The 23,925-nt window shown below is 75.1% G+C and carries 21 protein-coding genes; 14 read left to right on the top strand and 7 right to left on the bottom strand.

Features of this window, described 5'->3' with window-relative positions; translation table 11 throughout:
• The first annotated feature begins 80 nt into the window (after positions 1-80).
• Genes CELGI_RS16645 through CELGI_RS15585 form a run of 5 tightly spaced genes read left to right on the top strand, consistent with a single transcriptional unit; the run spans position 81 to position 4,252 of the window.
• The gene (locus CELGI_RS16645; RefSeq protein ID WP_013885106.1) at positions 81-809 is read left to right on the top strand and encodes a DUF4129 domain-containing protein; all 729 of its coding nucleotides are present in this window, start codon (positions 81-83) and stop codon (positions 807-809) included.
• Complete coding sequence (locus tag CELGI_RS15600) at positions 806-1,402, top strand: hypothetical protein (RefSeq protein WP_013885105.1); 597 nt, start codon at positions 806-808, stop codon at positions 1,400-1,402. Before CELGI_RS16645 ends, CELGI_RS15600 begins: the two co-directional genes overlap by 4 nt.
• Entirely contained in the window at positions 1,399-2,385 is a 987-nt protein-coding gene (locus CELGI_RS15595; RefSeq protein ID WP_013885104.1) for an AAA family ATPase, read from the top strand. The genes CELGI_RS15600 and CELGI_RS15595 overlap by 4 nt, the downstream gene beginning before the upstream one ends.
• The gene (locus CELGI_RS15590) at positions 2,382-3,707 is read left to right on the top strand and encodes a DUF58 domain-containing protein (RefSeq protein ID WP_013885103.1); all 1,326 of its coding nucleotides are present in this window, start codon (positions 2,382-2,384) and stop codon (positions 3,705-3,707) included. The genes CELGI_RS15595 and CELGI_RS15590 overlap by 4 nt, the downstream gene beginning before the upstream one ends.
• Positions 3,704-4,252 carry a hypothetical protein gene (locus CELGI_RS15585; protein ID WP_013885102.1) on the top strand — a complete coding sequence of 183 codons (549 nt, stop codon included), beginning with the start codon at positions 3,704-3,706 and terminating at the stop codon, positions 4,250-4,252. Before CELGI_RS15590 ends, CELGI_RS15585 begins: the two co-directional genes overlap by 4 nt.
• 4 nt (positions 4,253-4,256) lie before the next feature.
• Here CELGI_RS15585 and CELGI_RS15580 read toward each other — a convergent pair whose 3' ends face one another.
• Complete coding sequence (locus tag CELGI_RS15580; RefSeq protein ID WP_013885101.1) at positions 4,257-4,646, bottom strand: phage holin family protein; 390 nt, start codon at positions 4,644-4,646, stop codon at positions 4,257-4,259.
• Between the two features lie 93 nt (positions 4,647-4,739).
• Here CELGI_RS15580 and hisC point away from each other — a divergent pair, with 93 nt between their 5' ends.
• The 4 genes from hisC (at position 4,740) to CELGI_RS15560 (ending at position 10,029) form a co-directional block, all read left to right on the top strand.
• The gene (gene hisC, locus CELGI_RS15575; RefSeq protein WP_013885100.1) at positions 4,740-5,807 is read left to right on the top strand and encodes a histidinol-phosphate transaminase; all 1,068 of its coding nucleotides are present in this window, start codon (positions 4,740-4,742) and stop codon (positions 5,805-5,807) included.
• Positions 5,808-6,245: 438 nt separating this feature from the next.
• Positions 6,246-7,403, top strand: a complete 1,158-nt coding sequence (gene pdhA, locus CELGI_RS15570) for a pyruvate dehydrogenase (acetyl-transferring) E1 component subunit alpha (RefSeq protein WP_041574850.1) — start codon at positions 6,246-6,248, stop codon at positions 7,401-7,403.
• Positions 7,400-8,518: an alpha-ketoacid dehydrogenase subunit beta gene (locus CELGI_RS15565; RefSeq protein ID WP_013885098.1), complete on the top strand. Its 1,119-nt coding sequence runs from the start codon at positions 7,400-7,402 to the stop codon at positions 8,516-8,518. Before pdhA ends, CELGI_RS15565 begins: the two co-directional genes overlap by 4 nt.
• A gap of 44 nt (positions 8,519-8,562) precedes the next feature.
• Positions 8,563-10,029, top strand: coding sequence for a dihydrolipoamide acetyltransferase family protein (locus CELGI_RS15560; RefSeq protein ID WP_013885097.1), 1,467 nt, complete (start codon positions 8,563-8,565; stop codon positions 10,027-10,029).
• Positions 10,030-10,065: 36 nt separating this feature from the next.
• Here the strand turns inward: CELGI_RS15560 and CELGI_RS15555 are convergent, their stop codons facing one another.
• From CELGI_RS15555 to CELGI_RS15540, 4 genes are all read right to left on the bottom strand, one after another.
• Positions 10,066-10,767, bottom strand: coding sequence for a histidine phosphatase family protein (locus CELGI_RS15555; protein WP_013885096.1), 702 nt, complete (start codon positions 10,765-10,767; stop codon positions 10,066-10,068).
• A gap of 10 nt (positions 10,768-10,777) precedes the next feature.
• On the bottom strand, positions 10,778-11,194 hold the full coding sequence (locus CELGI_RS15550) for a hypothetical protein (RefSeq protein WP_013885095.1): 417 nt from the start codon (positions 11,192-11,194) through the stop codon (positions 10,778-10,780).
• Positions 11,195-11,196: 2 nt separating this feature from the next.
• Positions 11,197-11,721, bottom strand: a complete 525-nt coding sequence (locus tag CELGI_RS15545; RefSeq protein WP_013885094.1) for a QcrA and Rieske domain-containing protein — start codon at positions 11,719-11,721, stop codon at positions 11,197-11,199.
• Positions 11,722-11,794: 73 nt separating this feature from the next.
• Positions 11,795-13,621, bottom strand: a complete 1,827-nt coding sequence (locus CELGI_RS15540) for an MDR family MFS transporter (RefSeq protein WP_013885093.1) — start codon at positions 13,619-13,621, stop codon at positions 11,795-11,797.
• 193 nt (positions 13,622-13,814) lie between these two features.
• Between CELGI_RS15540 and CELGI_RS15535 the strand changes: the two genes are divergently transcribed.
• Entirely contained in the window at positions 13,815-15,881 is a 2,067-nt protein-coding gene (locus tag CELGI_RS15535) for a cytochrome c oxidase assembly protein (protein ID WP_013885092.1), read from the top strand.
• A 194-nt stretch (positions 15,882-16,075) separates the two neighbouring features.
• Here the strand turns inward: CELGI_RS15535 and CELGI_RS16640 are convergent, their stop codons facing one another.
• Positions 16,076-16,468: a hypothetical protein gene (locus tag CELGI_RS16640; protein WP_150104770.1), complete on the bottom strand. Its 393-nt coding sequence runs from the start codon at positions 16,466-16,468 to the stop codon at positions 16,076-16,078.
• Positions 16,469-17,240: 772 nt separating this feature from the next.
• Here CELGI_RS16640 and CELGI_RS15525 point away from each other — a divergent pair.
• The 4 genes from CELGI_RS15525 to CELGI_RS15510 all read left to right on the top strand — a co-directional run bounded on the left by CELGI_RS15525 (position 17,241) and on the right by CELGI_RS15510 (position 21,982).
• Positions 17,241-19,322 carry a S9 family peptidase gene (locus CELGI_RS15525; protein ID WP_013885091.1) on the top strand — a complete coding sequence of 694 codons (2,082 nt, stop codon included), beginning with the start codon at positions 17,241-17,243 and terminating at the stop codon, positions 19,320-19,322.
• Between the two features lie 93 nt (positions 19,323-19,415).
• Positions 19,416-19,637, top strand: coding sequence for a DUF6458 family protein (locus CELGI_RS15520; RefSeq protein WP_013885090.1), 222 nt, complete (start codon positions 19,416-19,418; stop codon positions 19,635-19,637).
• Positions 19,638-19,806: 169 nt separating this feature from the next.
• On the top strand, positions 19,807-20,481 hold the full coding sequence (locus tag CELGI_RS15515) for a biliverdin-producing heme oxygenase (protein WP_013885089.1): 675 nt from the start codon (positions 19,807-19,809) through the stop codon (positions 20,479-20,481).
• A gap of 88 nt (positions 20,482-20,569) precedes the next feature.
• On the top strand, positions 20,570-21,982 hold the full coding sequence (locus tag CELGI_RS15510) for a GGDEF domain-containing protein (RefSeq protein ID WP_041574236.1): 1,413 nt from the start codon (positions 20,570-20,572) through the stop codon (positions 21,980-21,982).
• A 14-nt stretch (positions 21,983-21,996) separates the two neighbouring features.
• Here CELGI_RS15510 and CELGI_RS15505 read toward each other — a convergent pair whose 3' ends face one another.
• Entirely contained in the window at positions 21,997-23,913 is a 1,917-nt protein-coding gene (locus CELGI_RS15505) for an NHL domain-containing thioredoxin family protein (protein ID WP_013885087.1), read from the bottom strand.
• Positions 23,914-23,925: the final 12 nt, after the last annotated feature.

Genomic DNA, 23,925 nt, shown 5'->3' with positions numbered 1-23,925 from the left:
GTCGGTGCGGCGTCGTTGTCGTTACCGTGAGCCGCCGGGACGCTGGACGCCCGACGACGTGGCGACGATCGGGGACGCGGGTGGCACGGCAGGATGCGCGACGAGCGGCGCTCGTCTCGGGCGCGCTCGTGGCCGTCGCGGTCCTCGCCGCGGCGCTCGCCGGGCCGTGGCGGCCCGAGCAGCGGCCCGGCTCGGGCATCGACATCGGGCTGGACCTGCCCGTCCCGACGCCGCCGCCCCGCCCCGAGGAGACCGCGCAGCCGATCGCGGAGGCCGCGGGCGGCATGCCGCAGTGGGTGGGCTACGCGCTGTTCGCCCTGCTCCTGCTGATCCTCGCGGTGCTGGGCCCGCGGCTGGTGCGCGCGGTGCGACGCTGGGCGATCGCGCGCCGCCCGCCCCTGGTCGACGACACGGACCCGGGCGAGGTGCTGCACGGCGAGGTCGGGGTGCTGGCCCGGCCCGCGCTGGTCCGCGGCGTCGAGGCCGCGGTGCTCGAGCTCGACCGCGACGTCCCGCCGGGTGACGCCGTGGTCGCCGCGTGGGTGGCGCTCGAGCACGCCGCCGAGCGCAGCGGCGTGCTGCGCGAACCCGCGCAGACCGCGAGCGAGTTCACGCTCGAGCTGCTGGACGCGACCGAGGCCGACGGCGAGGCCAGCCGCGCGCTGCTCGCGCTCTACCTGGCCGCGCGGTTCTCGGAGCACCGGTTGACGGCCGACGACGTGGCCCAGGCCCGCAGCGCGCTGGACGTGGTCGCGCGCGGGGTCGGTCACCTGCGGCACGACGACCCGCCCGCCCGGGACGCGTCATGAGCGTGCGCGGCGTGCTGCGCCGCTGGGCCGGCGAGGTCGTGGGACTCGTCCTGTCCGCGGCGGCGGCGTACGCGGTGGGGCTCGCGCTGCGCGACGCGCTCGTGCTCGGCGTCGGCGTCGCCGCGGTCGTCGTGCTCGCGCGGCGGCTGGACCCCGAGCTCGAGCCCGAGGCCGAGCAGGAGCGGCGCGCGCGGCAGGACGGCGCGCGGGGCGACCTGCAGGACCTGGCCTGGTCCATGACGGGCCGCGACGGCCGGGCCGGCGAGCGCGCGATGCGCCGGCTGCGCGAGATCGCCGCGGTGCGGCTGGCGCGCCACGGCCTGGACCTGGACGACGAGAGCGCGACGCGCGCGTTGCGCACCGCGCTGGGTGACCGCGCCGTGGCGACGCTGCGCCGGCGGTCCGCCCCGCTGCCGTCCGTGCGGGACGTGCAGCACACGCTCGAGGTGCTCGAGCGGCTGGGCCCCCGCCCGGAGGCGGCAGACCCGTCCGTGGGCCCGGCCCCCGGCTCCACCGGTGCGCCCGGCGCCACCGACCCATCCGTCCCGGCACCGCCGGCCCGCACCGCCCGCTCGACCCGGAGGAAGTCATGACCGAGCAGCACCTGTCCGTCCCCGAGGTCGCCGAACGCGGCCGTGCCGTGCTCGACGAGGTGGCGACCGTCGTCGTCGGCATGCGCGAACCCCTCACGGTGGCGCTCGCGGCGATCCTCGCGGGCGGCCACGTGCTGTTCGAGGACGTGCCGGGCCTGGGCAAGACGCTCGCGGCGCGTTCGCTCGCGACCGCGCTCGGGCTCGACTTCCACCGCGTGCAGTGCACGCCCGACCTGCTCCCGTCGGACATCACGGGGTCCTCGGTGTTCGACCCCGCGAGCGCGACGTTCGAGTTCCGCCCCGGTCCGGTGTTCGCCGGGCTGCTGCTCGCGGACGAGATCAACCGCACCGCTCCCAAGACGCAGTCCGCGCTGCTCGAGGCCATGGCGGAGCGGCAGGTCACGGTCGACGGCGTCACGCGTCGCCTGCCGGAGCCGTTCCACGTCGTCGCGACGTCCAACCCGGTCGAGTACGAGGGCACGTACCCGCTGCCCGAGGCCCAGCTGGACCGCTTCATGGTGCGCCTGGCGGTCGGCTACCCGGCGCACGAGGCGGAGGTCGACGTGCTCGCGCGGCGCCTGGCGCGCCGCCAGGAGGCCGCGACCGTGCGTCAGGTGGTGGACGCCGCGACGCTGCGCGCGATGCAGCAGGGCGTGGAGGCCGTGTCCGTGGACGACGACGTGCTCGGCTACTGCGTGGACCTCGCGGCCGCGACGCGCCGCCACGAGTCCGTCGAGGTCGGCGCATCGCCGCGCGGTTCGCAGGCACTCGTGCTGGTGGCGCGTGCGGTCGCGGTGCTCGCCGGGCGGGACTTCGTCGCACCGGAGGACGTCAAGGCCGTGGGCGTCGCGACGCTCGCGCACCGGCTGTCGCTGTCCCCGCAGGCGTGGGCCGCGGGCCTCGCCCCGCAGCGCATCGTCGACGAGGTCCTGCGCGCGGTCCCCGGCCCGACGACGGCGCGCCGGGTGGACGCCGCGCGATGACCACGGGCCCGAGCAGCAGCGCGGTCGACGCGCCCGTCGCCTGGTCGCGCGCGCGCACCACGGCCTGGGGCGCGGTCGTCGGCTGCGTGCTGCTCGTGGCGGCGGCGTGGACGGGCCGCCCCGACGTGGGCGCGATCGGCGCGCCGCTCGTGGTGTGGGCCGCCTGGACGTGGGCGCGCCGGCCCGCGGGCGACCCCGCGGTGCACCTGGTCGACGACGACGTGGCCCCGCAGCCGGGTCAGCTGCGGGCGCGCGTCCGGGTCGAGGCGCCCGCGGGCACGGCCGCCGTGGTGCTGGGCCTGCGCCGCAACAACCGCACGCAGGCGCGCGCGCTCGTGCGCGTCACCGGGCAGGTGCGGGAGGTGCCGTTCGTCGTGCACACGGTCCGCACGGGTCCGCAGAGCGTCGCGGACGTCGACGCGACCGCGCTCGGGCCCGGTGCGTCGAGCGTGTCGGAGACGGCCGATCCCGCGGACCGCAGCGCGCTCGTGCTGCCGTCCGTCCGCCCGCTCGGGGCCCTCCCGCTGCCCGCGCGCCTGCGTGGCCTGTCCGGCGGGCACGAGTCGCGGCGGCCGGGCGAGGGCGGCGGGCTGCGTGACGTGCACCCGTACGCGCCCGGCGACCGGCTGCGGCGCATCGACTGGCGGGTGACCGCACGCCGGTCCCCGCAGCTGCGTGAGCTGTACGTGCGCCGCGAGCACGCGCTCGCCGAAGCGGTCGTCATGCTCGTCGTCGACTCGCGCGACGACGTCGGACCGGACCCGCGCACGTGGCGCGGCCTCATGCGGCCGCGCGCGCAGGACCCCACGTCGCTCGACCTGGCGCGCACCGCGGCCGCCTCGCTCGCGCAGGCGTACCTCGCCGCGGGGGACCGCGTGGGCCTGGACGACCTGGGCGTGCTGCGCCGCCCGCTGCCGCCGGGTGGCGGCCGACGCCAGCTCGACCGGATCCGCAACGCGCTGGCCGTGACGCGTCCCGAGGGCGATCCGGTGCGCCGCACGCGCGCACCCCAGCTGCCCTCGGGTGCGCTCGTGCTCGTGTTCTCGACGTTCCTCGACGACGCCGCCGCGTCGGCCGCGGCCCAGTGGCGCGCCGCGGGGCACCGGGTGGTCGCGGTCGACGTCCTGCCGACGCTGCGCGAGCAGCTGCTCGACGACCGTGAGCACCTCGCGCTGCGGTTCGTGCGTCTCGCCCGCGAGGACCGCCTCGCCGCGCTCGAGGACGCCGACGTCGAGCTCGTGACGTGGCACGGCGACCCGCAGGTCGCGTTCGCCGGCCTCGCGCGTCGCGCACAGCGCCGGGCCGGGGCGGGTGCGCGATGAGCCTGCCCTGGTTCCCGACTCCGCCCGCGCCCGAGGCCGAGCCCGTGCTGGACCGTGCGGTGCCGGGTGCGCTGGTGCGCGCGGGCGCCGCGGTGCTGGTCACGACGATGCTGCTGGTCGCCTGGTCCGCCGCGTGGCCGGTGGGACCGGTGACCGTGCTCGTGATGGTGCTCGCCGGCGTGCTGACCGGGCTGCTGCCCTCACCCGCGCGGGTGGGTGTGGCGCTGCTGGCGGCCGGCGTGCTCGTGCTCGTCGGCGGGCCCGCGTCCGTGGTGCGCACGCTCACGCTGGTGCTGCTGGTGCACCTCGTGGTGTGGGCGTCCGCGACGGCGGGGCGCGTGACGTGGCGCATGCGCGTGGAGCTCGGCGTGCTGCGCGACGGGCTCGCGGACGTGGCGCGCGTGCAGGTCGGTGCGCAGACGCTCGCGGTCGTGGCGCTCGTCGTCGGCGGGCGTGACCTCGCCGCGGGCGACGTCGTGCGCGTCGTCGCGATCCTCGCGGCCGCCGCGGTCGCGGCGGTCGTGCTGCCGCGCAGCGGCGACTGACGCGTCAGCGCCGGCCGCGGCTCTCGGGCACCAGGACCGAGAGCGCGAAGCTCACGAGCGAGACGATGAGCGCACCGCCCACGGCCCACCAGAACCCGTCGATCCGCAGGCCCCAGTGCGTGAACTCGGTGATCCACGCGGTGAGCATGAGCATGAGCGCGTTCACCACCAGGGTGAACAGGCCCAGGGTCAGGATGTAGAGCGGGATCGACAGCACCTGCACCACGGGCTTGACGATCGCGTTGACGATGCCGAAGACGAGCGCGATCCCCAGGATGATCAGCGCCTTGTCCCCGCCGTCGTCCGCGCCGACGACCGCCAGCCCGCCGGACAGCAGGAGCGTCGCGAGCCAGATGGCGACGCCGTTGATGAGGACACGGATCACGAAGGCCATGGCCCGATCGTGCCAGGTGCGCACCCGCCGCGGGCAGGGGTGCGGGTGCGATCGTCCCGACGACGCGCGCGCACGCGGTGGCATCCTGTCCCGGTGAGCCGCCCCTCCCTGCGCCCCGCCCTCGCCGAGCTGCCGCCCTACGTGCCGGGTGCACGCTCGCCCGTGGGCGCCGCGGCGTTCAAGCTGTCGTCCAACGAGAACCCGTACCCGCCGCTGCCGTCGGTGATGGCCGCGATCGCGGACGCCGCGGTGGACGTCAACCGCTACCCGGACATGTACGCGACCGAGCTCGCGGAGGCGCTGGGCGAGATGCTGGACGTGCCCGCCGCGTCGATCGTGCCGGGATGCGGCTCGGTCGCGGTGCTCGGGCACGTGCTCGCGGCGTTCTGCGACGCGGGCGACGAGGTCGTCCTGCCGTGGCGCTCGTTCGAGGCGTACCCGATCGCCATCACGCTGGTCGGGGCCGTGGGCGTGCGGGTGCCGGTGGGTGACGACGGACGGCTGGACCTGCCCGCGCTCGCGGCCGCGGTCACGCCGCGCACGCGCGTCGTGCTCGTGTGCACGCCCAACAACCCGACCGGCCCCGCGGTGCGCGCCGACGAGCTCGAGACGTTCCTGGACGCGGTCCCCGAGGACGTCGTGGTGGTGCTCGACGAGGCCTACGTCGAGTTCGTGCGGGACCCGCTCGCGCCGGACGGGCTGGCGGTCCTGGCCGCGCGCCCGAACGTGGTGCTGCTGCGGACGTTCTCCAAGGCCTACGGGCTCGCGGGCCTGCGTGTCGGGTACGCCGTGGCGCGTCCGCGCCTGGCCGCGGGCATCCGGGTCGCCTCGACGCCGTTCGGTGTCTCGCACGTGGCCCAGCTCGCCGCGCTCGCGTCGCTCCGCGCCCGCACGGAGCTCATGACGCGGGTGGACGCCGTGGTCAAGGAGCGGGGCCGCATGCTCACGGCGCTGCGCGACCAGGGCTGGACGGTGCCGGACAGCGAGGCGAACTTCGTCTGGCTCGGGCTGGGCGACCACGCGACCGCGTTCGCGGAGCGGTGCGCGCGTGCGGGCGTGCTGGTGCGGCCGTTCGCGGGTGACGGCGTGCGCGTGAGCGTGGGCGAGCCCGAGGCCACGGACCTGCTGCTCGAGGTCGCCGCGGGGCACACGCCCCGCTGACACGCGCGGCGACGTCGAGCCGCCCGCGCGGGCCAGCGGTGTGCCTCCGGGCGGCGCCGCGGGTGCCTGTGGGGTCCCCACAAGCCGGGCCGACGAACGTTGTGCCGGGGGCTTGCCACGAACCTACGGATGCGTAGGCTACGGTGACGTAGGTTGGGTGATCGACCCGGCCCCCGCCCGCGCGGCCACCCGCCGCCGCACGCGAAGGAGCACCGCGTGAGCTCGTCAGGCTTCTCGCCCGCCGACCCGCCCGCCGCCCGTCCCGTCCCGTCCGCCACAGCTCCCGCCGCCCCCTGGAGCGTGCGCCCGCAGGCCGCGTCGACCACGCCCCCGGCTCCCACCGACACCCTCGGTGGGCCGGCCGCGGCCCCCGCCCCCACCCCGGGTGGAGGGGCCGCGGCCCTCTCGTCGTCCGCCGGCGGCCCCGCCGTCGGCGTCCTGCCGCCGGTCGAGGGCGGGCCCCTGGCCGACGAGGGCCTGGTGCAGCTGCTCACGCCCACGGGCGAACGCGTCGCGCACCCGGTGTACGACCAGTACGTCGCGGACCTGACGGACGACGACCTGCGCGCGATGTACGCCGACATGGTGCTGGTCCGCCGCTTCGACACCGAGGCCACCGCGCTGCAGCGGCAGGGCGAGCTCGCGCTGTTCGCGCAGGCGCTCGGGCAGGAGGCCGCGCAGATCGGCTCGGGGCGCGCGCTGCGACCTCAGGACCACGTGTTCCCCAGCTACCGCGAGCACGGGGTCGCGCACGTGCGCGGCGTCGAGCTGACGGACGTGCTCCGACTGTTCCGGGGCGTCGACCACGGCGGCTGGGACCCCGTGGCGCACGGCTTCCACCTGTACACGCTGGTCATCGGGTCGCACGCGCTGCACGCCACGGGCTACGCGATGGGCGTCCAGCGCGACGGCCTGGTGGGCACGGGCGACGACGAGCGCGACACGGCCGTGGTCGCGTACTTCGGGGACGGCGCCACGTCCCAGGGCGACGTGAGCGAGTCGCTCGTGTTCGCGGCGGTCAACCAGGCACCCGTGGTGCTGTTCTGCCAGAACAACCAGTGGGCGATCTCCGAGCCCACCACACGGCAGGCGAGCGCACCGCTCGCGGCGCGTGCGCCGGGCTTCGGCATCCCCGCGGTGCGCGTGGACGGCAACGACGTGCTCGCCAGCTACGCCGTGACCGCGCAGGCGCTCGCCCGCGCGCGCAGCGGTGGCGGCCCGACGTTCGTCGAGGCGTTCACGTACCGCATGGGTGCGCACACCACGTCCGACGACCCGTCGCGCTACCGCTCGTCCGAGCAGGAGGAGCACTGGCGCCGCCGGGACCCGATCGAGCGGCTCCGCCTGCACCTCGAGGCGCGCGGCGCGCTCCCCGACGAGTTCGTCGCGGGACTGACGGCCGAGGCCGACGCGCTCGGCGAGCACATCCGTGAGACGGTGCGGTCGATGGGCCACCCGTCGTCGGCGTCGATGTTCGAGCACGTGTACGCGACCCCGCACGCGGGCGTCGAGGCCGACCGCGCGTGGTTCGAGCGGTACGAGACCTCGTTCCTGGACCAGACCGGCCACGCGCCCCAGGAGGGGAGCCACCGATGAGCGCGACGACGCACGCACCCGCCCCCGAGGCGGCGCCCACGCCGCAGCCCGCGACCGTCGCACCCGCTGCGCCGGCGACCCCGCCCGCGAAGGCCGTCCCGCCCGCTCCCACGGGCACGCAGCGCCTGACGTTCGCCAAGGCGATCACGCTCGGGCTGCGCCGCGCGCTCGCGGACGACGACAAGGTCTTGCTCATGGGCGAGGACATCGGCCGCCTGGGCGGCGTGTTCCGCGTGACGGACGGGCTGCAGGCCGAGTTCGGCGACGACCGCGTGGTGGACACCCCGCTCGCGGAGTCCGGGATCGTCGGGACGGCGATCGGCCTGGCGATGCGCGGCTACCGCCCGGTGTGCGAGATCCAGTTCGACGGGTTCATCTTCCCGGCGTACGACCAGATCACGACGCAGCTGGCCAAGATGCACTACCGCTCGCGCGGCCGCCTGACGCTGCCCGTGGTCATCCGCGTGCCGTACGGCGGCGGGATCGGCGCGGTCGAGCACCACAGCGAGTCGCCCGAGGTGCTGTTCGCGCACACGCCCGGCCTGCGGATCGTCACGCCGTCCTCGCCCGCCGAGGCCTACGCGCTCATCCAGCAGGCCGTCGCCTCGCCGGACCCGGTCCTGTTCTTCGAGCCCAAGGGCCGGTACTGGGAGAAGGGCGACGTCGACCTGGACACGCCCGCGCTCGCACCGCACGGCGACCAGGCCACCGGCATGGACCGCGCGCGCGTGGTGCGGACCGGCTCCGACCTGACGCTCGTCGCGTACGGCCCCACGGTCGCGACCGCGGTCAAGGCGGCCGAGGCCGCCGCGGCCGAGGGCACGAGCATCGAGGTGGTGGACCTGCGCACGCTGTCCCCGCTGGACACGGCCACGGTCGCCGAGTCGGTCCGCCGCACCGGCCGCTGCGTGGTGGTGCACGAGGCGCCCGTGACGTACGGCAGCGGCGCCGAGGTCGCGGCACGCATCACCGAGGAGTGCTTCTTCCACCTCGAGGCGCCCGTGCTGCGGGTCGGCGGGTTCGCCACGCCGTACCCGGTGGCCAAGATCGAGCACGACTACCTGCCGGGCCTCGACCGCGTGCTCGACGCGGTGGACCGCGCGCTCGCGTTCTGACCCCGCACCCGTACCCGCACCCGAACGGCCAGGAGACGACGACCGTGCCGACGTACCAGCAGTTCCCGCTCCCCGACGCGGGGGAGGGCCTCACCGAGGCCGAGATCGTCGAGTGGCACGTCGCGGTCGGTGACACGGTCGAGGTCAACCAGACGATCGTCGAGATCGAGACCGCCAAGTCGCTCGTCGACCTGCCGTGCCCGTGGGCGGGTGTCGTCACGCGGATCCTGGTGGAGACGGGCACCACGGTGGACGTCGGCACCCCGATCATCGAGATCGACACCGACCCCACGGGTGCCGCACCCGCGGCCCCGGAGGTCGCGGGCCAGGGTGCCGGCCCCGTGCACCACGTCGGCGGTGCGGAGCGGCACCGCGGCGTCGAGCCGGGCGGGTCGGACGAGATCGAGGCGGCCCGCGCCGCCGCCGCCGACGTCACGCCCGCGCGTGAGGCGGTGCTCGTCGGGTACGGGCTCGCCGACGCGGGTGCGACCCGCCGGCCCCGCGGCGCGCAGGGCGACGCGCCGGCCGCCGTCGCGAGCGCCCCCGCCGCCGCGCCGGCCGTACCCGCGGCCGCCGCACCCGCACCCACCACCCCCGCGCGCGCCGGGCGCGTGCTCGCCAAGCCGCCCGTGCGCAAGCTCGCGCGTGACCTGGGCGTGGACCTCGACTCGGTCAGCCCCACCGGCCCGGGCGGCATCGTGACGCGCGAGGACGTCCTGGGCCGCGCGGCCCAGGCCGAGGCGCGCACGCTCGCCACCTACCCGGGCGACGACATGCCCTGGCTCGCGTCGGGCACGGTCTCCGCGGACGGCCGGGCCACGCGCGTCCCGGTGAAGTCGGTGCGCAAGCGCACCGCGGAGGCGATGGTCGCCTCGGCGTTCACGGCGCCGCACGTCACGGTGTTCCACACCGTCGACGTCACGCGCACCATGAAGCTGGTCGAGAAGCTCCGTGCCGACCGCGACTTCGCGGACGTGCGCGTCACGCCGCTGCTCATCGCCGCCAAGGCGCTGCTGCTCGCGGTCCGCCGCCACCCGGAGATCAACGCGAGCTGGGACGAGGCCGCGCAGGAGATCGTCTACAAGCACTACGTGAACCTGGGCATCGCCGCGGCCACGCCGCGCGGGCTCGTCGTGCCCAACGTCAAGGATGCGCACCGGCTGGGGCTGCTCGAGCTCGCGACCGCGCTGGGCGAGCTCACGGCCACGGCGCGCGCGGGCCGCACGTCGCCCGCGGACATGGCCGACGGCACCATCACGGTCACGAACGTGGGCGTGTTCGGCATCGACACGGGCACCCCGATCCTCAACCCGGGTGAGGCGGCGATCTTGGCGTTCGGCGCCATCCGCCTGCAGCCGTGGGTGCACAAGGGCAAGGTCAAGGTCCGTCACGTCACGCAGCTCGCGCTGAGCTTCGACCACCGCCTGGTGGACGGCGGGCTCGGCTCGCGCGTGCTCGCGGACGTGGCCGCGGTCCTCGCGGACCCGGCGCAGGCCCTCGTCTGGGGCTGACGCCGGGCACGCCGCGCTCGGCCGTGCCGGCTCGCGTCAGGCCGGCGGGGTGAGCGCGGTCGCGTCGTGCGCGGCCAGGTCGCCCGCGACCGCGGCGTCCTGCGGAAGGTCCGGCACGTCGTCCCCGTGACCCGACGGGTCGATGCCCACCGCGCGGACCTCCCGGCGTCCGTCGGGGTGCACGGCCACCACCGTCACGCTCGCGTTGGCGAGCGCCTGCATCGGCACGGCCCCGTGCAGGGTCAGGTAGACCATCAGGGTCACGCCGTGGCTCACCACGAGCACGGGTCCGCCGCCGCGGTGCCGCTGCTCGATCGTCGTGAACGCGTCCGTCACGCGGTCCAGGTACACCTGCGCGGGCTCGCCGCCGGGCAGGCCCGCGAACGTGCCCTCGAACACCTCGCGGAACATGTCCACCGGGTCCACGCGGGAGAACAGCGCGGACTCGGGGAGCAGCTCGAGGTCGCCGAACGAGAACTCCTTGAGCCCGGCGTGGTCGCTCACCTGCACGTCCGGGTGGTGCGTGAGGATCTCGTGCGCGGTCGCGCGCGTGCGGCCCAGCGGGCTGGTGTACGCGGCCGTGAACGGCACGGGCGCCAGGTAGCGCGCGGTCGCCCGCACGCCGTCCAGGCCGTCGGGCGTCAGGTCGGTGTCGCTCCAGCCCTGCAGCAGCCCGTCGGTGTTGGCGTGCGTGCGACCGTGCCGCACCAGGTAGAGCAGGAGTGCGGAGTCGCGCATGGTGGCGAGGCTATCCCGTGACGCGTGTCCGTCCGCGCTCGGCCGCGAGCGCCGCCACTCCGCCGACGATCGCGATCGCCTCGGTGATCGCGGACACCCACTCGGGCCAGCCGAACCATCGCGACTGCACGCCCAGCAGGCCGTCGGGCAGGTACACCGCGAGCAGGAACCCGCCCAGCGTCCCCGCCCCGAACGCCACCGCACCCAGGAGCGGCAGCGCCGATCGCCACACCAGCAGCAGCGCCGCGAGGAGCACGCCGCCCACGCCCTGCGCCCAGAACGCGTAGAACAACCAGTTCCCGTCGCCGCCGCCGTAGTCCTGCGCGAGCACCAGGTACAGGTGCACCACGGCGGACACGGCGACCGCGAGCGCCACGAGCGCACGCAGCGCCCAGGCGGTCCGGCGCGCCGGGACCTCGCCGGGCACGGTCAGGCCGCCCCGGCGTACACGGCGCCGTCGCGCACGTGGACCTCGAACGCGGGCAGGGGCTCGTCGGCGGGGCCGGACACGGGTGCGCCGTCCAGGCCGAACACCGAGTTGTGGCACGGGCAGCGCAGCTCGGCGTCGTCGGGCTGGACCTCGCAGCCCTGGTGCGTGCACACCGCGCTCACCGCGGTGACCGTGCCCTCGGTGGCCTGGACCAGCAGGATCTTGTTGCCCGCGCCGTCGTCGGCGCTCAGCGCGCCGCCCACCGGGATGTCGGCGAGCTGGGCCAGCGGGCCGTCGGAGCCGCCGCCCGCGGGGGTCGTGGCGGCCGCGCCGCCCGGGTCGCTCGAGCCGCCGCACGCCGCGAGCACCGCGACGCCCGCCGCCGCGAGACCCACGCCGCCCGCGCGGGACAGCAGCGTGCGGCGGTCCAGGCAGCCGCCGCACGTGTGCTCACCCGCGTGCGAGGTCGCGTCCGTCGTCGTACCGGAAGCCTTGCCGGCCGTGCCAGCCGTCAGATGGGTCATGTCTGCCTCCGTCTGGTCGTCCTGCCCCTGCGGCACGGGTCCGTCCCTCGCGGACCCCGGCTCAGTCGGGAGGCTAGCGGTCGTCCCTGTGCATCTCCTGGTGGGGCGGGGTCCCGGTGCCGGCGTCGCTCACGCGGCGCGTCGCGTCCAGGTCGGCCGTCGCTGCCTGCACGGCACCCACAGGCGTGACGCCCACCCCGGGCGCGGGCGCCGGCGCAGCTGCGGCGTCGAGCGCGGCGTCGTCGGCCAGGCGGCCCTCGATGCCGGAGACGTTGCGCAGCGGCAGCTCGGGCATCAGCAGCGTGAGCACCACACCGGCCAGCATCATCAGCCCGGAGATGAGCAGGACCAGGTCCACCGACTGCGCGAACCCCTCGAGCAGGGGCGTGGCCAGCCGCGGGTCCATGCCGGACAGGAACGACGAGTCGTCGAGGCTCAGGCCGCCACCGGTGCCCTTGACCAGCGCGAGCACGGGGGCGTTGTCGGGGTCGGCGGCGACCTTCGGGTCCGCCAGCGCCGCCTGGAACGCGGGTGTGCGTGCGGCGCGCTCGATCGCGTCGCCGATGGTGGTCCCGACCGTCGAGAACAGGATCGACAGGAACACCGCGGTACCGAGCGTGCCGCCCATCTGCCGGAAGAACAGCGACGACGACGTGGCGACGCCCATGTCCCGCACCGGGACCGCGTTCTGCACGGCGAGGACCAGCGGCTGCATGGTCAGGCCCAGCCCGAGGCCGAACACGATCGAGTACGCGAACAGCAGCCCCAGCGGAGTGGTCACGCCGAGCGTGGAGAACAGCAGCCCGCCGGCGACCATGAGCACGGTGCCGACCACCGGGAAGACCTTGTACCGGCCCGTGCGGGACGTGAGCTGACCCGCGATCACGGACCCGCTCATGATGCCGAGCGTGAACGGGATGAGCGTCAGGCCCGCCTCGGTGGGCGTCTGGCCGCGCACGATCTGCAGGTAGAGCGGCAGCACCGCGAGCCCGCCGAACATGGCCAGGCCGATCACGGTGTTGGCGGCCGCGCCCACCGAGAACGTGCGGTTGGCGAACATGCGCAGCGGCAGGATGGCGTCCGCGCCCGCCCGCCGCTCGAGCAGCCCGAACGCCACGAGACCCACCAGCCCGATCGCGTAGCAGGTCAGCGCGCGGGGCGACGTCCAGCCCCACAGCCGTCCCTGCTCGGCCACGACCAGCAGCGGCACCAGGCCCACGACGAGCGCGAGCGCACCCGGCCAGTCGATCCAGTGCTCGATCCGGCGCAGCGGCGGCAGGTGCAGCACCCGGGTGATCACCACGAGCCCGATCAGCCCGAGCGGCACGTTGACCAGGAACACCCACCGCCAGCCGGCGATCCCGGCGATCTGGTCCGCACCGGAGAAGAACCCGCCGATCACGGGGCCGAGCACGGACGACGTGCCGAACACGGCCAGGAAGTAGGCCTGGTAGCGCGCACGTTCGCGGGGCGGCACCAGGTCGCCCAGGATCGTGATGGCGAGCGACATCAGGCCACCCGCACCCAGGCCCTGGATGCCGCGGTACACCGCGAGCTGGTACATCGAGTCGGCCGTCCCGGACAGCAGGCTCCCGACGACGAACAGGCTGATCGCCAGCAGGTAGAACGGCTTGCGGCCGTAGATGTCGGAGAGCTTGCCGTACAGCGGCGTGGAGATCGTCGCGGTCAGCAGGTAGGCGGTCGTGACCCAGGCCTGCAGCGACAGGCCGTTGAGGTCGTCGCCGATGGTCCGCATCGACGTCGCGACGATGGTCTGGTCCAGCGCGGCCAGGAACATCCCGATCATGAGCCCGCCGAGGATCGTGACGATCTCGCGGTGCGTGGGTGCCGTGAACGTCGGGCCGGTCTGCTCGTCGGCCTCGGTGTGCTGCTGCTGCATGGGGACCTTCCGCAGGAGGGCGGCCAGAGGGCTGGCCCACGATCCGCCCCCGAGGGCGTGCCCGTCAGCAACAATCGGGGGCCGTGGGTGTGTTCCCGGTCACGGCACGCGTGCGGGCGTCGGTCCGCCGCGCGCGCCTGGGGGATGCTGGGTCCGTGAGCCCCGCCCCCGTCCGCAGCATGGCAGCGCGCGCATGAGCACGCCCGTCGCGCGTGCCGTCCCGACGGCACCGGCCCGGGGCGCGTCACCCGGCGCGGGGCCGCGGCGGGTGCTCGGGCTGGTGGGCGCCGCGGTCGTCGCGGTCGTGGTCGGCGTGTGGTTCACGGGAGCCGCGGTCGCCTCGCTCGTGCGGGACGCGGGCCCGTGGGTGCGCTGGGGGCTGCCGGTCACGGAGACGCTCACCGAGCTCCTGGGCGCGGTCGTCGTCGGGGCGCTCGTCCTGGCCGTCGGCGTGCTGCCGCGTCGCGACGAGTCCGCGGCCCCGCGTCGCGGCGCACGCGCGGGTGCCGCACGTGCCGAGGGCACCGCGTACCCCGCGACCCTGCGTGTGGCCGGCTGGGCCGCGGGCGCCTGGACGCTGGCCGCGGTGCTGCACCTGGTGCTGAGCTACGCGTCCGTCGCGGGGCGCGCGCTCACCGAGCAGTCGTTCGGCGACGAGCTGTGGCTGTACGTGTCGCAGATCGAGCAGGGCCGCACGCTGGGGTCCGCCGTGGTCGTCGCCGCCGTGGTGACGGCGCTCGCGCTCGTCGTGCGGACGCCCACGGGTGCCGCGTGGACGCTCGCCCTCGCGCTCGTCGCGCTGTGGCAGGTCGCGCAGCTCGGGCACGCGGCCGGTGCGGCGGGCCACGAGCTCGCGACGTCGGCGATGTTCGTGCACCTGGTCGGCGCGGCGGTGTGGATCGGGGCGCTCGCGGCGCTCGCGCTGCTCGTCGGCCGCCTCGGCCGCGACGTGGCCCCCGCGGTCGCGCGGTACTCCGTCGTCGCCGGCTGGTGCGTGGCCGCGGTCGCCGTCTCGGGACTCGTCAGCGGCTGGATCCGGCTCGGCCAGTGGGCGGACCTGGGCACGCGGTACGGGGTGCTGCTCGTCGTCAAGGCCGCGCTGCTCGTCGTGCTCGCGGGTCTGGGGCTGCTGCACCGCCGCCGGACCATCGCCGCGCTCGACGCGGCACCCGCACCGCGGCCCGGGCTGTTCTGGCGCCTGGTCGGCGTCGAGCTCGTGGTGATGGGGGCCGTGTCGGGTGTGGCCGTGGCGCTCGGCTCGAGCGCGCCGCCCGTGCCCGACGAGCCGCCCGTGACGCCGAGCGTGGCCTACCAGGTCACCGGGCACGACCTGCCGCCCGAGCCGACGCTCGTGCGGTGGTTCACCGAGTGGCGCTGGGACCTGCTGATGGCCTTCGCGGCCGTCGCGGCGCTCGTCGTGTACTGGCGGTGGGTGCGCCGTCTGGCCCGGCGCGGCGACGCGTGGCCGTGGCAGCGGACCGCAGCGTGGACGGTCGGCATGGTCGTGCTCTTCTGGACCACCAACGGCGGGCCCGCCACCTACGGGCACGTCCTGTTCAGCGCGCACATGGTCCAGCACATGGTGCTGGCGATGGTGGTGCCGATCTTCCTGGTGCTGTCCGCGCCGGTCACGCTGGCGCTGCGCGCGCTGCCCGTCCGGGCCTCCACGCTGGCCGACGACGCCTCACGCGGACCACGCGAGTGGATCCTCACGCTGGTGCACAGCCACGTGGGCCGGTTCCTCGCGCACCCCGTGGTCGCGGCGGTGAACTTCGCCGGGTCGATGGTCGCGTTCTACTACACCGGGCTGTTCGAGTGGTCGCTGCGCAGCAGCGTCGGGCACCTGTTCATGGTCGTGCACTTCACCGCCGCGGGATACCTGTTCGCCAACTCGCTGGTGGGCGTGGACCCGGGCCCGCAGCGGCTGGGGTACCCGCAGCGCCTGCTCACGCTGTTCGCGACCATGGCGTTCCACGCGTTCTTCGGTGTCGCGCTGGTCAGCGGCGAGGCGTTGCTCGTCGCCGACTGGTTCGGCCTGCTGGGCCGACCCTGGGGCGCGTCCGCGATCGCCGACCAGCAGGAGGGCGGTGCCGTCGCGTGGGGGATCGGTGAGCTGCCCACGCTCGCGCTCGCCATCGCGGTCGCCTTGTCCTGGTCCCGCGACGACGACCGGCAGGCCCGCCGGCGCGACCGCCGCACACGCGACGAGGATCCCGAGCTGGACGCCTACAACGCCATGCTCAAGTCCCTCGCCGACTGACCCCCAACCCGCCGAACTGGTACCTATCCGCCAGTTCGCGCCCATCCCACCCGCCGACCTGGTACCTGTCCGCCAGTTCGCGCCCATCCCACCCGCCGACCTGGTACCTGTCCGCCAGTTCGCGCCCATCCCACCCGCCGACCTGGTACCTGTCCGCCAGTTCGCGTCTGTCGCGACCCGCCGAGTGCCGCTGTTCAGGCTGACTCGTGCCGGCGGCGGGCGTCCTGCACGGCTCCGGGTAGGTCGGACAGGTCGTGCGCGGTGAAGCGGCCCAGCCAGGCGACCGCTCCGGACCGCAGGAGCGCGTCCTGCCGGAGCTGGTCCTTGGCCTGGGCGGCAGCCGACGAGTGCCACTCTCGTCCGTCCACCTCGGCGATCAGCCAGCGCCCGTCGCGCAGTCGCCAGCCCAGGTCGCACCGGCCGACGAACGCGCCGCCGGGGGTGCGGACCACGACCTGCAGCTCGTGCGGCGGGATACCCAGGTCGACACACTCGAGCCTGGCGAAGGACTCCAGCGGGGACTCGGCGCGGCCGTCGACGAGGTGCCACCAGGTGTCGATAGACGCGGCGCCTCGTCGACCACGCATGGCGTCCCGCACGCTGCCGAGGTCGTCTGCCCCGATCAGCCCACGGTGTAGCGCGGAGTCAGCCACGGCCAACGCGTCGCGCCGCCGCAGCTCGGGCAAGGCCTGCGCCAACGCGGCTGCAGGGGTGGCGACAAGCCTGCCGCCGACCGTCGTCGTCGGGAAGTCCCCGAAGTAGCGGACCTGCACACCGTCCCGTCGTCTCCCGAAGCGGCGACCCGGCATCGAGATCTCGGGGGTCGTCGCGGTCGGCAGTCCCTGCACACCGTGGAGCGCGAGTGCGCTGGTGCCGACTGCGACAGCGTCGCGACCAATATGCCAGCAGCCCCAGCCACGCGGCGCGGAGCCTCATCGCGTCGTGCTGCTCCGGTTGTGCGGGAGTGAGCGCGAAGACGCCGCGAGTCGGGCTGGTCCAGGCTCCCGCGTGGACCAGGCGGCGCCGCGCGTCGGTGTGCACGCCGTGCTCGTCGCACTGCCACCACCCCGCCAGCCCGCCTTGGCCTCGGGCCACGGTCTGCAGCGCCCAAGGCACGTCGTCGCTACGCATGGAACGACCCCAGCGTGCTCCGGCGTGTGCCGCCGGAGCGGGGGGTGCCCCGGTGGTCGAGGGCGCGGGGGCCGAGGCTGGGGTCGGCTTGCGACACGACGTCGGCGAGCTGGCGGACAACTACCAGTTCGGCTGGAGGGGCGGGGCGGGCACTCGCACGAGCTGGCGGACAACTGCCAGTTCGGCTGGAGGGGGGGATGGGTGGGTGGGGGGTGGTAGGACGGGGGCATGGTGAATGTGGGAGACCTCGAGGAGTACGTCGGCGTGCCACGGGTGGGCGGGCTGGTGCTGTCACCCGACGGCACACGCCTGGTCACGTCGGTGGCGACGCTCGACGCTAAGAAGACCAAGTACCTGACCGCGCTGTGGGAGGTCGACCCGACGGGTGAGCGCCCCGCGCGCCGCCTGACCCGGTCCGCCAAGAGCGAGGGGGGCGCGGCGTTCACGCGTGACGGCGACGTGCTGTTCACGAGCGCTCGCCCGGACCCGGGCGCGAAGGACGCGGACGACGAGGCCCCGCCCGCGCTGTGGCTCCTGCCCCGGGACGGTGCCGAGGCGCGCGTGGTCGCGTCCCGAAAGGGCGGGCTCGGGGGCGTCACGGTGGCCAAGGACGCCGATGTCGCGCTGCTCACGGGCGACGTGCTGCCGCACGCGACCGACGCCGAGCACGACGAGAAGCTGCGCACGGCTCGCAAGGACAAGAAGGTCGCCGCGATCCTGCACGCGGGCTACCCGGTCCGGTACTGGGACCACGACCTGGGCCCGGGCCGGCCGCACCTGTTCACCGCCGACCTGGCCGCGCTGACCCCGGACACGGCCCCGCTCGCGGGTGACGACGAGCAGCGTCTCACCCTGGTGGACCGCACGCCGAGCCCGGGCGCCGCGCTGGTCGAGCAGCATGCGGCGATCTCACCGGACGGCACGACGATCGTCACGGGCTGGACCGAGCCCCGCGCGCGCGGGGACCAGCGGGGCCGTCTCGTCGCGGTCGACGTGGCCACGGGCGAGCGCCGCACGCTGGTGAGCGACGACGCGTTCGACGCGTTCGACCCGGTGATCTCCCCGGACGGCCGGTGGGTGGTGTTCGGCCGCGAGACCATCTCGACGCCGCACGACGCGCCGCAGGCCGGTTTGGCGCTCGTGCCGCTCGCGGGTGGCGAGGTGCGGCTGGTCGCGGCGGACTGGGACCGCTGGCCCGGCAGCCCCGTGTGGCTCCCGGACTCGTCGGGCCTGCTCGTGGTGGCGGACGACGAGGGCCGGGCGCCGGTGTTCCGCATCGACCTCGACCCCGCCGGTGACACCGTCACGCGTGTGACCAGCGACGATGCGGCGTTCACCGATGTCCAGGTGGCGCCGGACGGCCGCACGGCGTACGCGCTGCGCTCGTCGTACCTGGCCCCCGCGCACCCGGTGCGCATCGACCTCACCGCAGTCCCGTCCGCGGCCGTGCCGCTGAGGTCCCCGGCCCCGGCACTCGACCTGCCGGGCCGGCTCGAGGAGGTCGAGACGACCGTGGCGGACGGTCGGCGCGTGCGCGCGTGGCTCGCGCTGCCGCACGGCGCGAACGCCGACGAGCGTGCCCCGCTGCTGCTGTGGATCCACGGCGGCCCGCTGGGCTCGTGGAACGCCTGGTCGTGGCGCTGGAACCCGTGGCTGCTGGTGGCCCGCGGCTACGCGGTGCTGCTGCCGGACCCGGCGCTGTCGACCGGCTACGGCCGCGACTTCGTGCAGGCGGGGTGGGGTGCGTGGGGCGAGGCGCCGTTCACCGACCTCATGGCGGTCACGGACGTCGCGGAGGCCCACCCCGCGGTCGACGAGACGCGCACGGCTGCGCTGGGCGGCTCGTTCGGCGGGTACATGGCCAACTGGGTCGCGGGGCACACGGACCGGTTCCGCGCCGTGGTCACGCATGCGAGCCTGTGGGCGCTCGACCAGTTCGGCCCGACGACGGACGCGTCGTACTACTGGCAGCGCGAGATGACGCCCGAGATGGCCTGGGCGAACTCGCCGCACCGGTTCGTGGAGCAGATCGTCACGCCGATGCTGGTCATCCACGGCGACAAGGACTACCGCGTGCCGATCGGGGAGGGGCTGCGCCTCTGGTATGAGCTGCTCGCCAAGTCGGGTCTGCCGGCCGACGACGAGGGCCGCACGCCGCACCGCTTCCTGTACTTCCCGGACGAGAACCACTGGGTCCTGAGCCCGCAGCACGCGGTGGTCTGGTACCAGGTGGTCGAGGCCTTCCTGGCCGAGCACGTGCTGGGCCGGACGGGCGATCAGGCCGTGCCATACCCGGACGTACTGGGATGAAAAGGGCGCCCGGCGCGCGCTGAGCGCCGGGCGGGGGAAGACTCCCGAACCTGGACCCGGCCACCGCGGCCGGCCGACGAGAGGGAGCTCAGCATGGGTATCGGAGGCGGTATCGCGCTGCTCGTGATCGGCGCCATCCTGTCGTTCGCGGTCAGCGACGCGATCGAGGGCGTGAACCTGGAGATGATCGGCTACATCTGCATGGGCGCGGGTGCGCTCATGCTGATCCTGGCGTTGATCCTCAACGCGCAGCGGAGGAACACGTCGCACGTCGCCGTGGTCGAGCACCGCGAGGTGCCGCCCCCCACGGTGTGATCCCCGCTCACCGGCACACGGACGCCGCACCACCCGCCGAGGTGGTGCGGCGTCCGTCGTCCGGGAGCGCATCGCAGAGGGTAGGCAACCTAACTTCCTCCCGTACGTTTGATGACGGCACGTCACCTACGTGCGCAGACGACCTGCCCCGACCCGGAGGAGACCGCCCGTGACGACCACCGCGTCCCCGCCCACGCCCGTCGCTACCGCCGCACCGCTCTCGACCGCGCTGCGCGAGGGCACTCGGGAGCAGCACGGCCAGGCCGAGGGGATGCAGTTCGTCGAGGCGCTGCTGGCCGGACGGCTGGGCCGGGCCGCGTACACGGACCTCGCAGTCCAGCAGCTCGCCGTCTACACCGCGCTCGAGCACGCCGGTGGCCTGCTGCGCGGCGCGGGTGCGGACCACGGTCTCGTCTTCGACGAGCTGACCCGCGTCCCGGCGATCGAGCGGGACCTGGCGTACCTGCTCGGCCCGGCCTGGCGTGACCGCGTCGAGGTCCTGCCGGCCACGCGCGCGTACGCCGAACGGCTGGGCGACTGCGCGACCGACCTGTGCCGGTACGCCGCGCACGCCTACACGCGCTACCTGGGCGACCTGTCCGGTGGCCAGGTGGTGAAGCGCATGGTGCAGCGCCACTACGGGCTCGGGGATGCCGGGGTGCAGTTCTACGACTTCCCGGAGATCCACAAGCTCAAGCCGTTCAAGGACGTGTACCGCGACCGCCTGGACCGCCTCCCGCTGGACGCCGCGCAGCGGGCCGCGGTGGTCGACGAGGCCCGGGTCGCCTTCCGCCTCAACCAGGCGATGTTCGCCGAGCTGGGGGAGCACCACCTGAACGGCTGACTACCGCAGGTACCCGGATTGTGCGAAAAAGAGTGATTCCGGCCCGCACGGTCGCCCACCATGCGGTTCGGCACGCGATGATGTCCCCGTGACGCGGAGAGCCAGTGCTGACGCGCGTGCGGGACGACGTGCCGCCGCGGCACTCGGCGGCGTTCGCGGCTTCGCCACGGCGGCGCACCGGTTCGACCGGTGCCGCACGCTCGAGGACGTGGTGCAGGCCGCCGCCGCGCTGGCTACCGACATCCTGGGCGCGCGGACCGCGGCCGTGTGCCGCATCGAGCAGGACACGTGCACGGTGCTCGCGGTCGAGCCGACCCCCACGGACCAGCGCCACCTGTGGCGGCTGCGCATGACGTACCGGGCCGACGAGCGACCCGCGTTGCGCCGGCTCATCCGCGACCGCGAGAGCTGGTTGGCGCACGCCATGGACATCACGGGTGAGCCGGTCGAGGCGGGCGACGAGGGAGCGGGCGACCCGATCGAGGTCGCGACGCTCCGGGACGTGGGTGCCGCCAGCGGCCTGGGCGCCCCGATCGTCGTGAACGGCATCGTGTGGGGTCAGGTCTTCGCGATGCGGGACAGGACGCTCGGCCTGTTCACCGACGACGACGTGGCGCGCGCCGAGGTGATCGGCGCGCTGGCTGCGGGCGCGATCGCGCGCGTGGACCTCGAGTCGCAGATCCGGCACCTGGTTGCGGACGACCCGCTGACGGGGCTCGCCAACCGCCGCGTCGCGGACGCCGAGGCCGAGTCCGCGCTCGAGTCGGGCGAGGAGGTCTGCATCGTCATGTGCGACGTGGACGGCCTCAAGCGTGTCAACGACCGGCTGGGCCACGACGCGGGCGACGACCTGCTGCGGACCGTCGCGGACGTGCTCAGCCGCGCCGCGGAGCGCCTGCCCGGGTCGACGGCCGCGCGCCTGGGTGGCGACGAGTTCTGCCTGGTGGTGGTGGGCCACCACCGCTCCGAGGTGGCCGAGGTCATGGCCAGCACCACCGCGGAGCTCCCGCTGCCGCACGGTGCGGCGATCTCCTACGGCCTGGCGTCGACGGCCGTGACGGGCGAGGTCTCCGCGCGCCACCTGTTCCGCCGCGCGGACATCGCGCAGTACCGGGTCAAGCGCGCGCGGGCCCGCGCGCGCAAGTCCGCGGTGCCGATCGCGGACCCCGCGGTCACGGCCGAGCGCGTGGTGGTCTCCGGTGCGGCCGCGATCACCGCCGCACAGCCCGGCGTGGTCCCGCGGCTGTGCGCCATGGCGGCGGCCACCACCGAGACGCTCGGCGGCTCGGACTGGGCGGTGCTCATGCAGCGCGACGGCGACGCCGCGGCCGTGGCGCGCGGCGGCAGCCCCGCGGATCTGGACCGCCAGCAGACCGTGACGCGCGTGACGCACGGGACCTGGATCGTCGAGGTCGGCGCGTCGGCGAACGCCGCGACCGGCCAGGCCGTGACCACCGCGCTGCACGCGCTGGCCGCGGTCGCGGTGGACGGCGCGTCCTAGCGACGGTCCCCGCGTCAGCCGTGCAGCGGCAGCGTGAGGGTGGTCTCGCCGGTGGCCGTCACCCGGACCGGGACACCCCAGTCCTGCGCGTTGAGGTGGCAGGCGGGGTACTCGACCGCGGGGTCGTCGTCACACGAGGCCGCGTGCGCGGTCACGTGCAGGACGCCCTCGCCCACGGCCGGGTCCAGCACGAGCTCGCGCTCGAACGCGACGTCGTCACCCGCGCCCGCGAGCAGCAACCCGGGCGGAGTCGCGGAGACCTGCAGCCGGGTGGACGGGCCGTAGCGGTCGTCGTACTTCTGGCCCGCCGCGGGGGTGAACACCACGTCCAGCCGCACGCGCTCCCCGAGGTCCGTGACCGGCCGCTGCGTGCGGTGCACGCCACCGTCCACGGCGCGCGCCACCACCCCCGCGAGCGGTACCCGCGTGAGCCGGTGCGCCGCGGACTCCACGACCAGCAGCACCGGCCCGTCGGCGCCGTCCAGCACGACGAGCCCGCTCGGCTCGGCCAGGCCCGTCGCGATCGTCGTGACCGCGCCGCCCGCACCGTCGGTACCGGCGACGAACCGGCGGACCGCGCCGTTGTACGTGTCCGCGACCGCGACCGAGCCGTCGGGCAGCACCGCGACGCCCAGCGGGTGCTGCAGCCGGGCCTCGTCGGCCGCACCGTCGCGGTGCCCGAACTCGAACAGCCCGGCACCCACCACGGTGCGGACCGAGCCGTCACCCGCCGAGCCGTGCACCGGCTCGACCACGCGCAGCGCCGACGTCTCCGAGTCCGCGAGCCAGATGCCGCCCTCGTCGTCCACCGCGAGGCCCGACGGCTGCGCGAACCACGCGTCCGCGAGCGGCCCGTCCAGCAGGCCCTCGTTCATGGTCCCCGCGACGTGCCGCAGCGACGGCTCCTTCGGGTCGAACGCCCACAGCGTGTGGTTGCCCGCCATCGCGACGACGAACGCACCCCACGCCGCCGACCACGTGACGTCCCACGGCGACGAGAGCCGCACCGCGAGCGGCGCGCCCGCGTACGCCCGCCCGCTGCGGTCGTCCCCGCCCCACCCCGGCAGCACGTTGTCCGCCGCGCCGACCATGAACTGCTCACCCGTGCCCGCGACCGTGCTGACGTGCCCGTCCGCGAGCCGCACGCCGCGCAGCGCGTGGTTCACCGTGTCCGCGACGAGCACGTCGTAGCCCACCCAGGGGCGCAGCTCGTCGGGCACCAGGCACAGGCCGTTCGGCTCGCTGAACCGCGCGTCGTCGGGACCGCCGTCCACCAGTCCGCGCTCACCGGAGCCGATGCGCCGCACCAGCGTCTGCCCGTCCGGCGCGAGCTCGGCCAGGCTGTGATGCCCCGCGTCCGCGACCAGCAGGTTCCCGTCCGGCAGCGCGACCGCCTTGGCGGGGAAGCGCAGCGTGCCCGGCGTGGGGGCGGGCGGCACGTACGGGCCCCCGCCGCGGTGCAGGGTGCCCTTCGGGTCGTGCTCGGCGACCAGCTCGCGCACCAGCACCTCGAGGTTGTGCCGGTGCCCCTCGCCCGCCATCTGCGCGACGACGTAGCCCTCCGGGTCGATCACGACGAGCGTGGGCCACGCTCGCGCGGTGTAGGCGCGCCACGTCACCAGGTCCGGGTCGTCCAGCACCGGGTGGTGCACCTCGTACCGCTCCACCGCCGACGCGAGGGCCACCGGGTCCGCCTCGTGGACGAACTTGGGGGAGTGCACACCCACCACCACGAGCACGTCGGAGAACTCCGCCTCGAGCTCGCGCATCTCGTCCAGGACGTGCAGGCAGTTGATGCAGCAGAACGTCCAGAAGTCGAGCACGACGACCTTGCCCCGCAGGTCGGCGAGGCTCACGTCCCGTCCGCCGGTGTTGAGCCACCCCCGCCCCACCAGCTCCGAGGCCCGCACCCGAGGAAGTCGCCCAGTCACGCCCCCATCCTC

This window comes from Cellulomonas gilvus ATCC 13127 (assembly GCF_000218545.1).
Lineage (GTDB): Bacteria > Actinomycetota > Actinomycetes > Actinomycetales > Cellulomonadaceae > Cellulomonas > Cellulomonas gilvus.
Note: the sequence above shows the minus strand (reverse complement) of the source record. Positions and strands in the feature narration are given on the sequence as shown.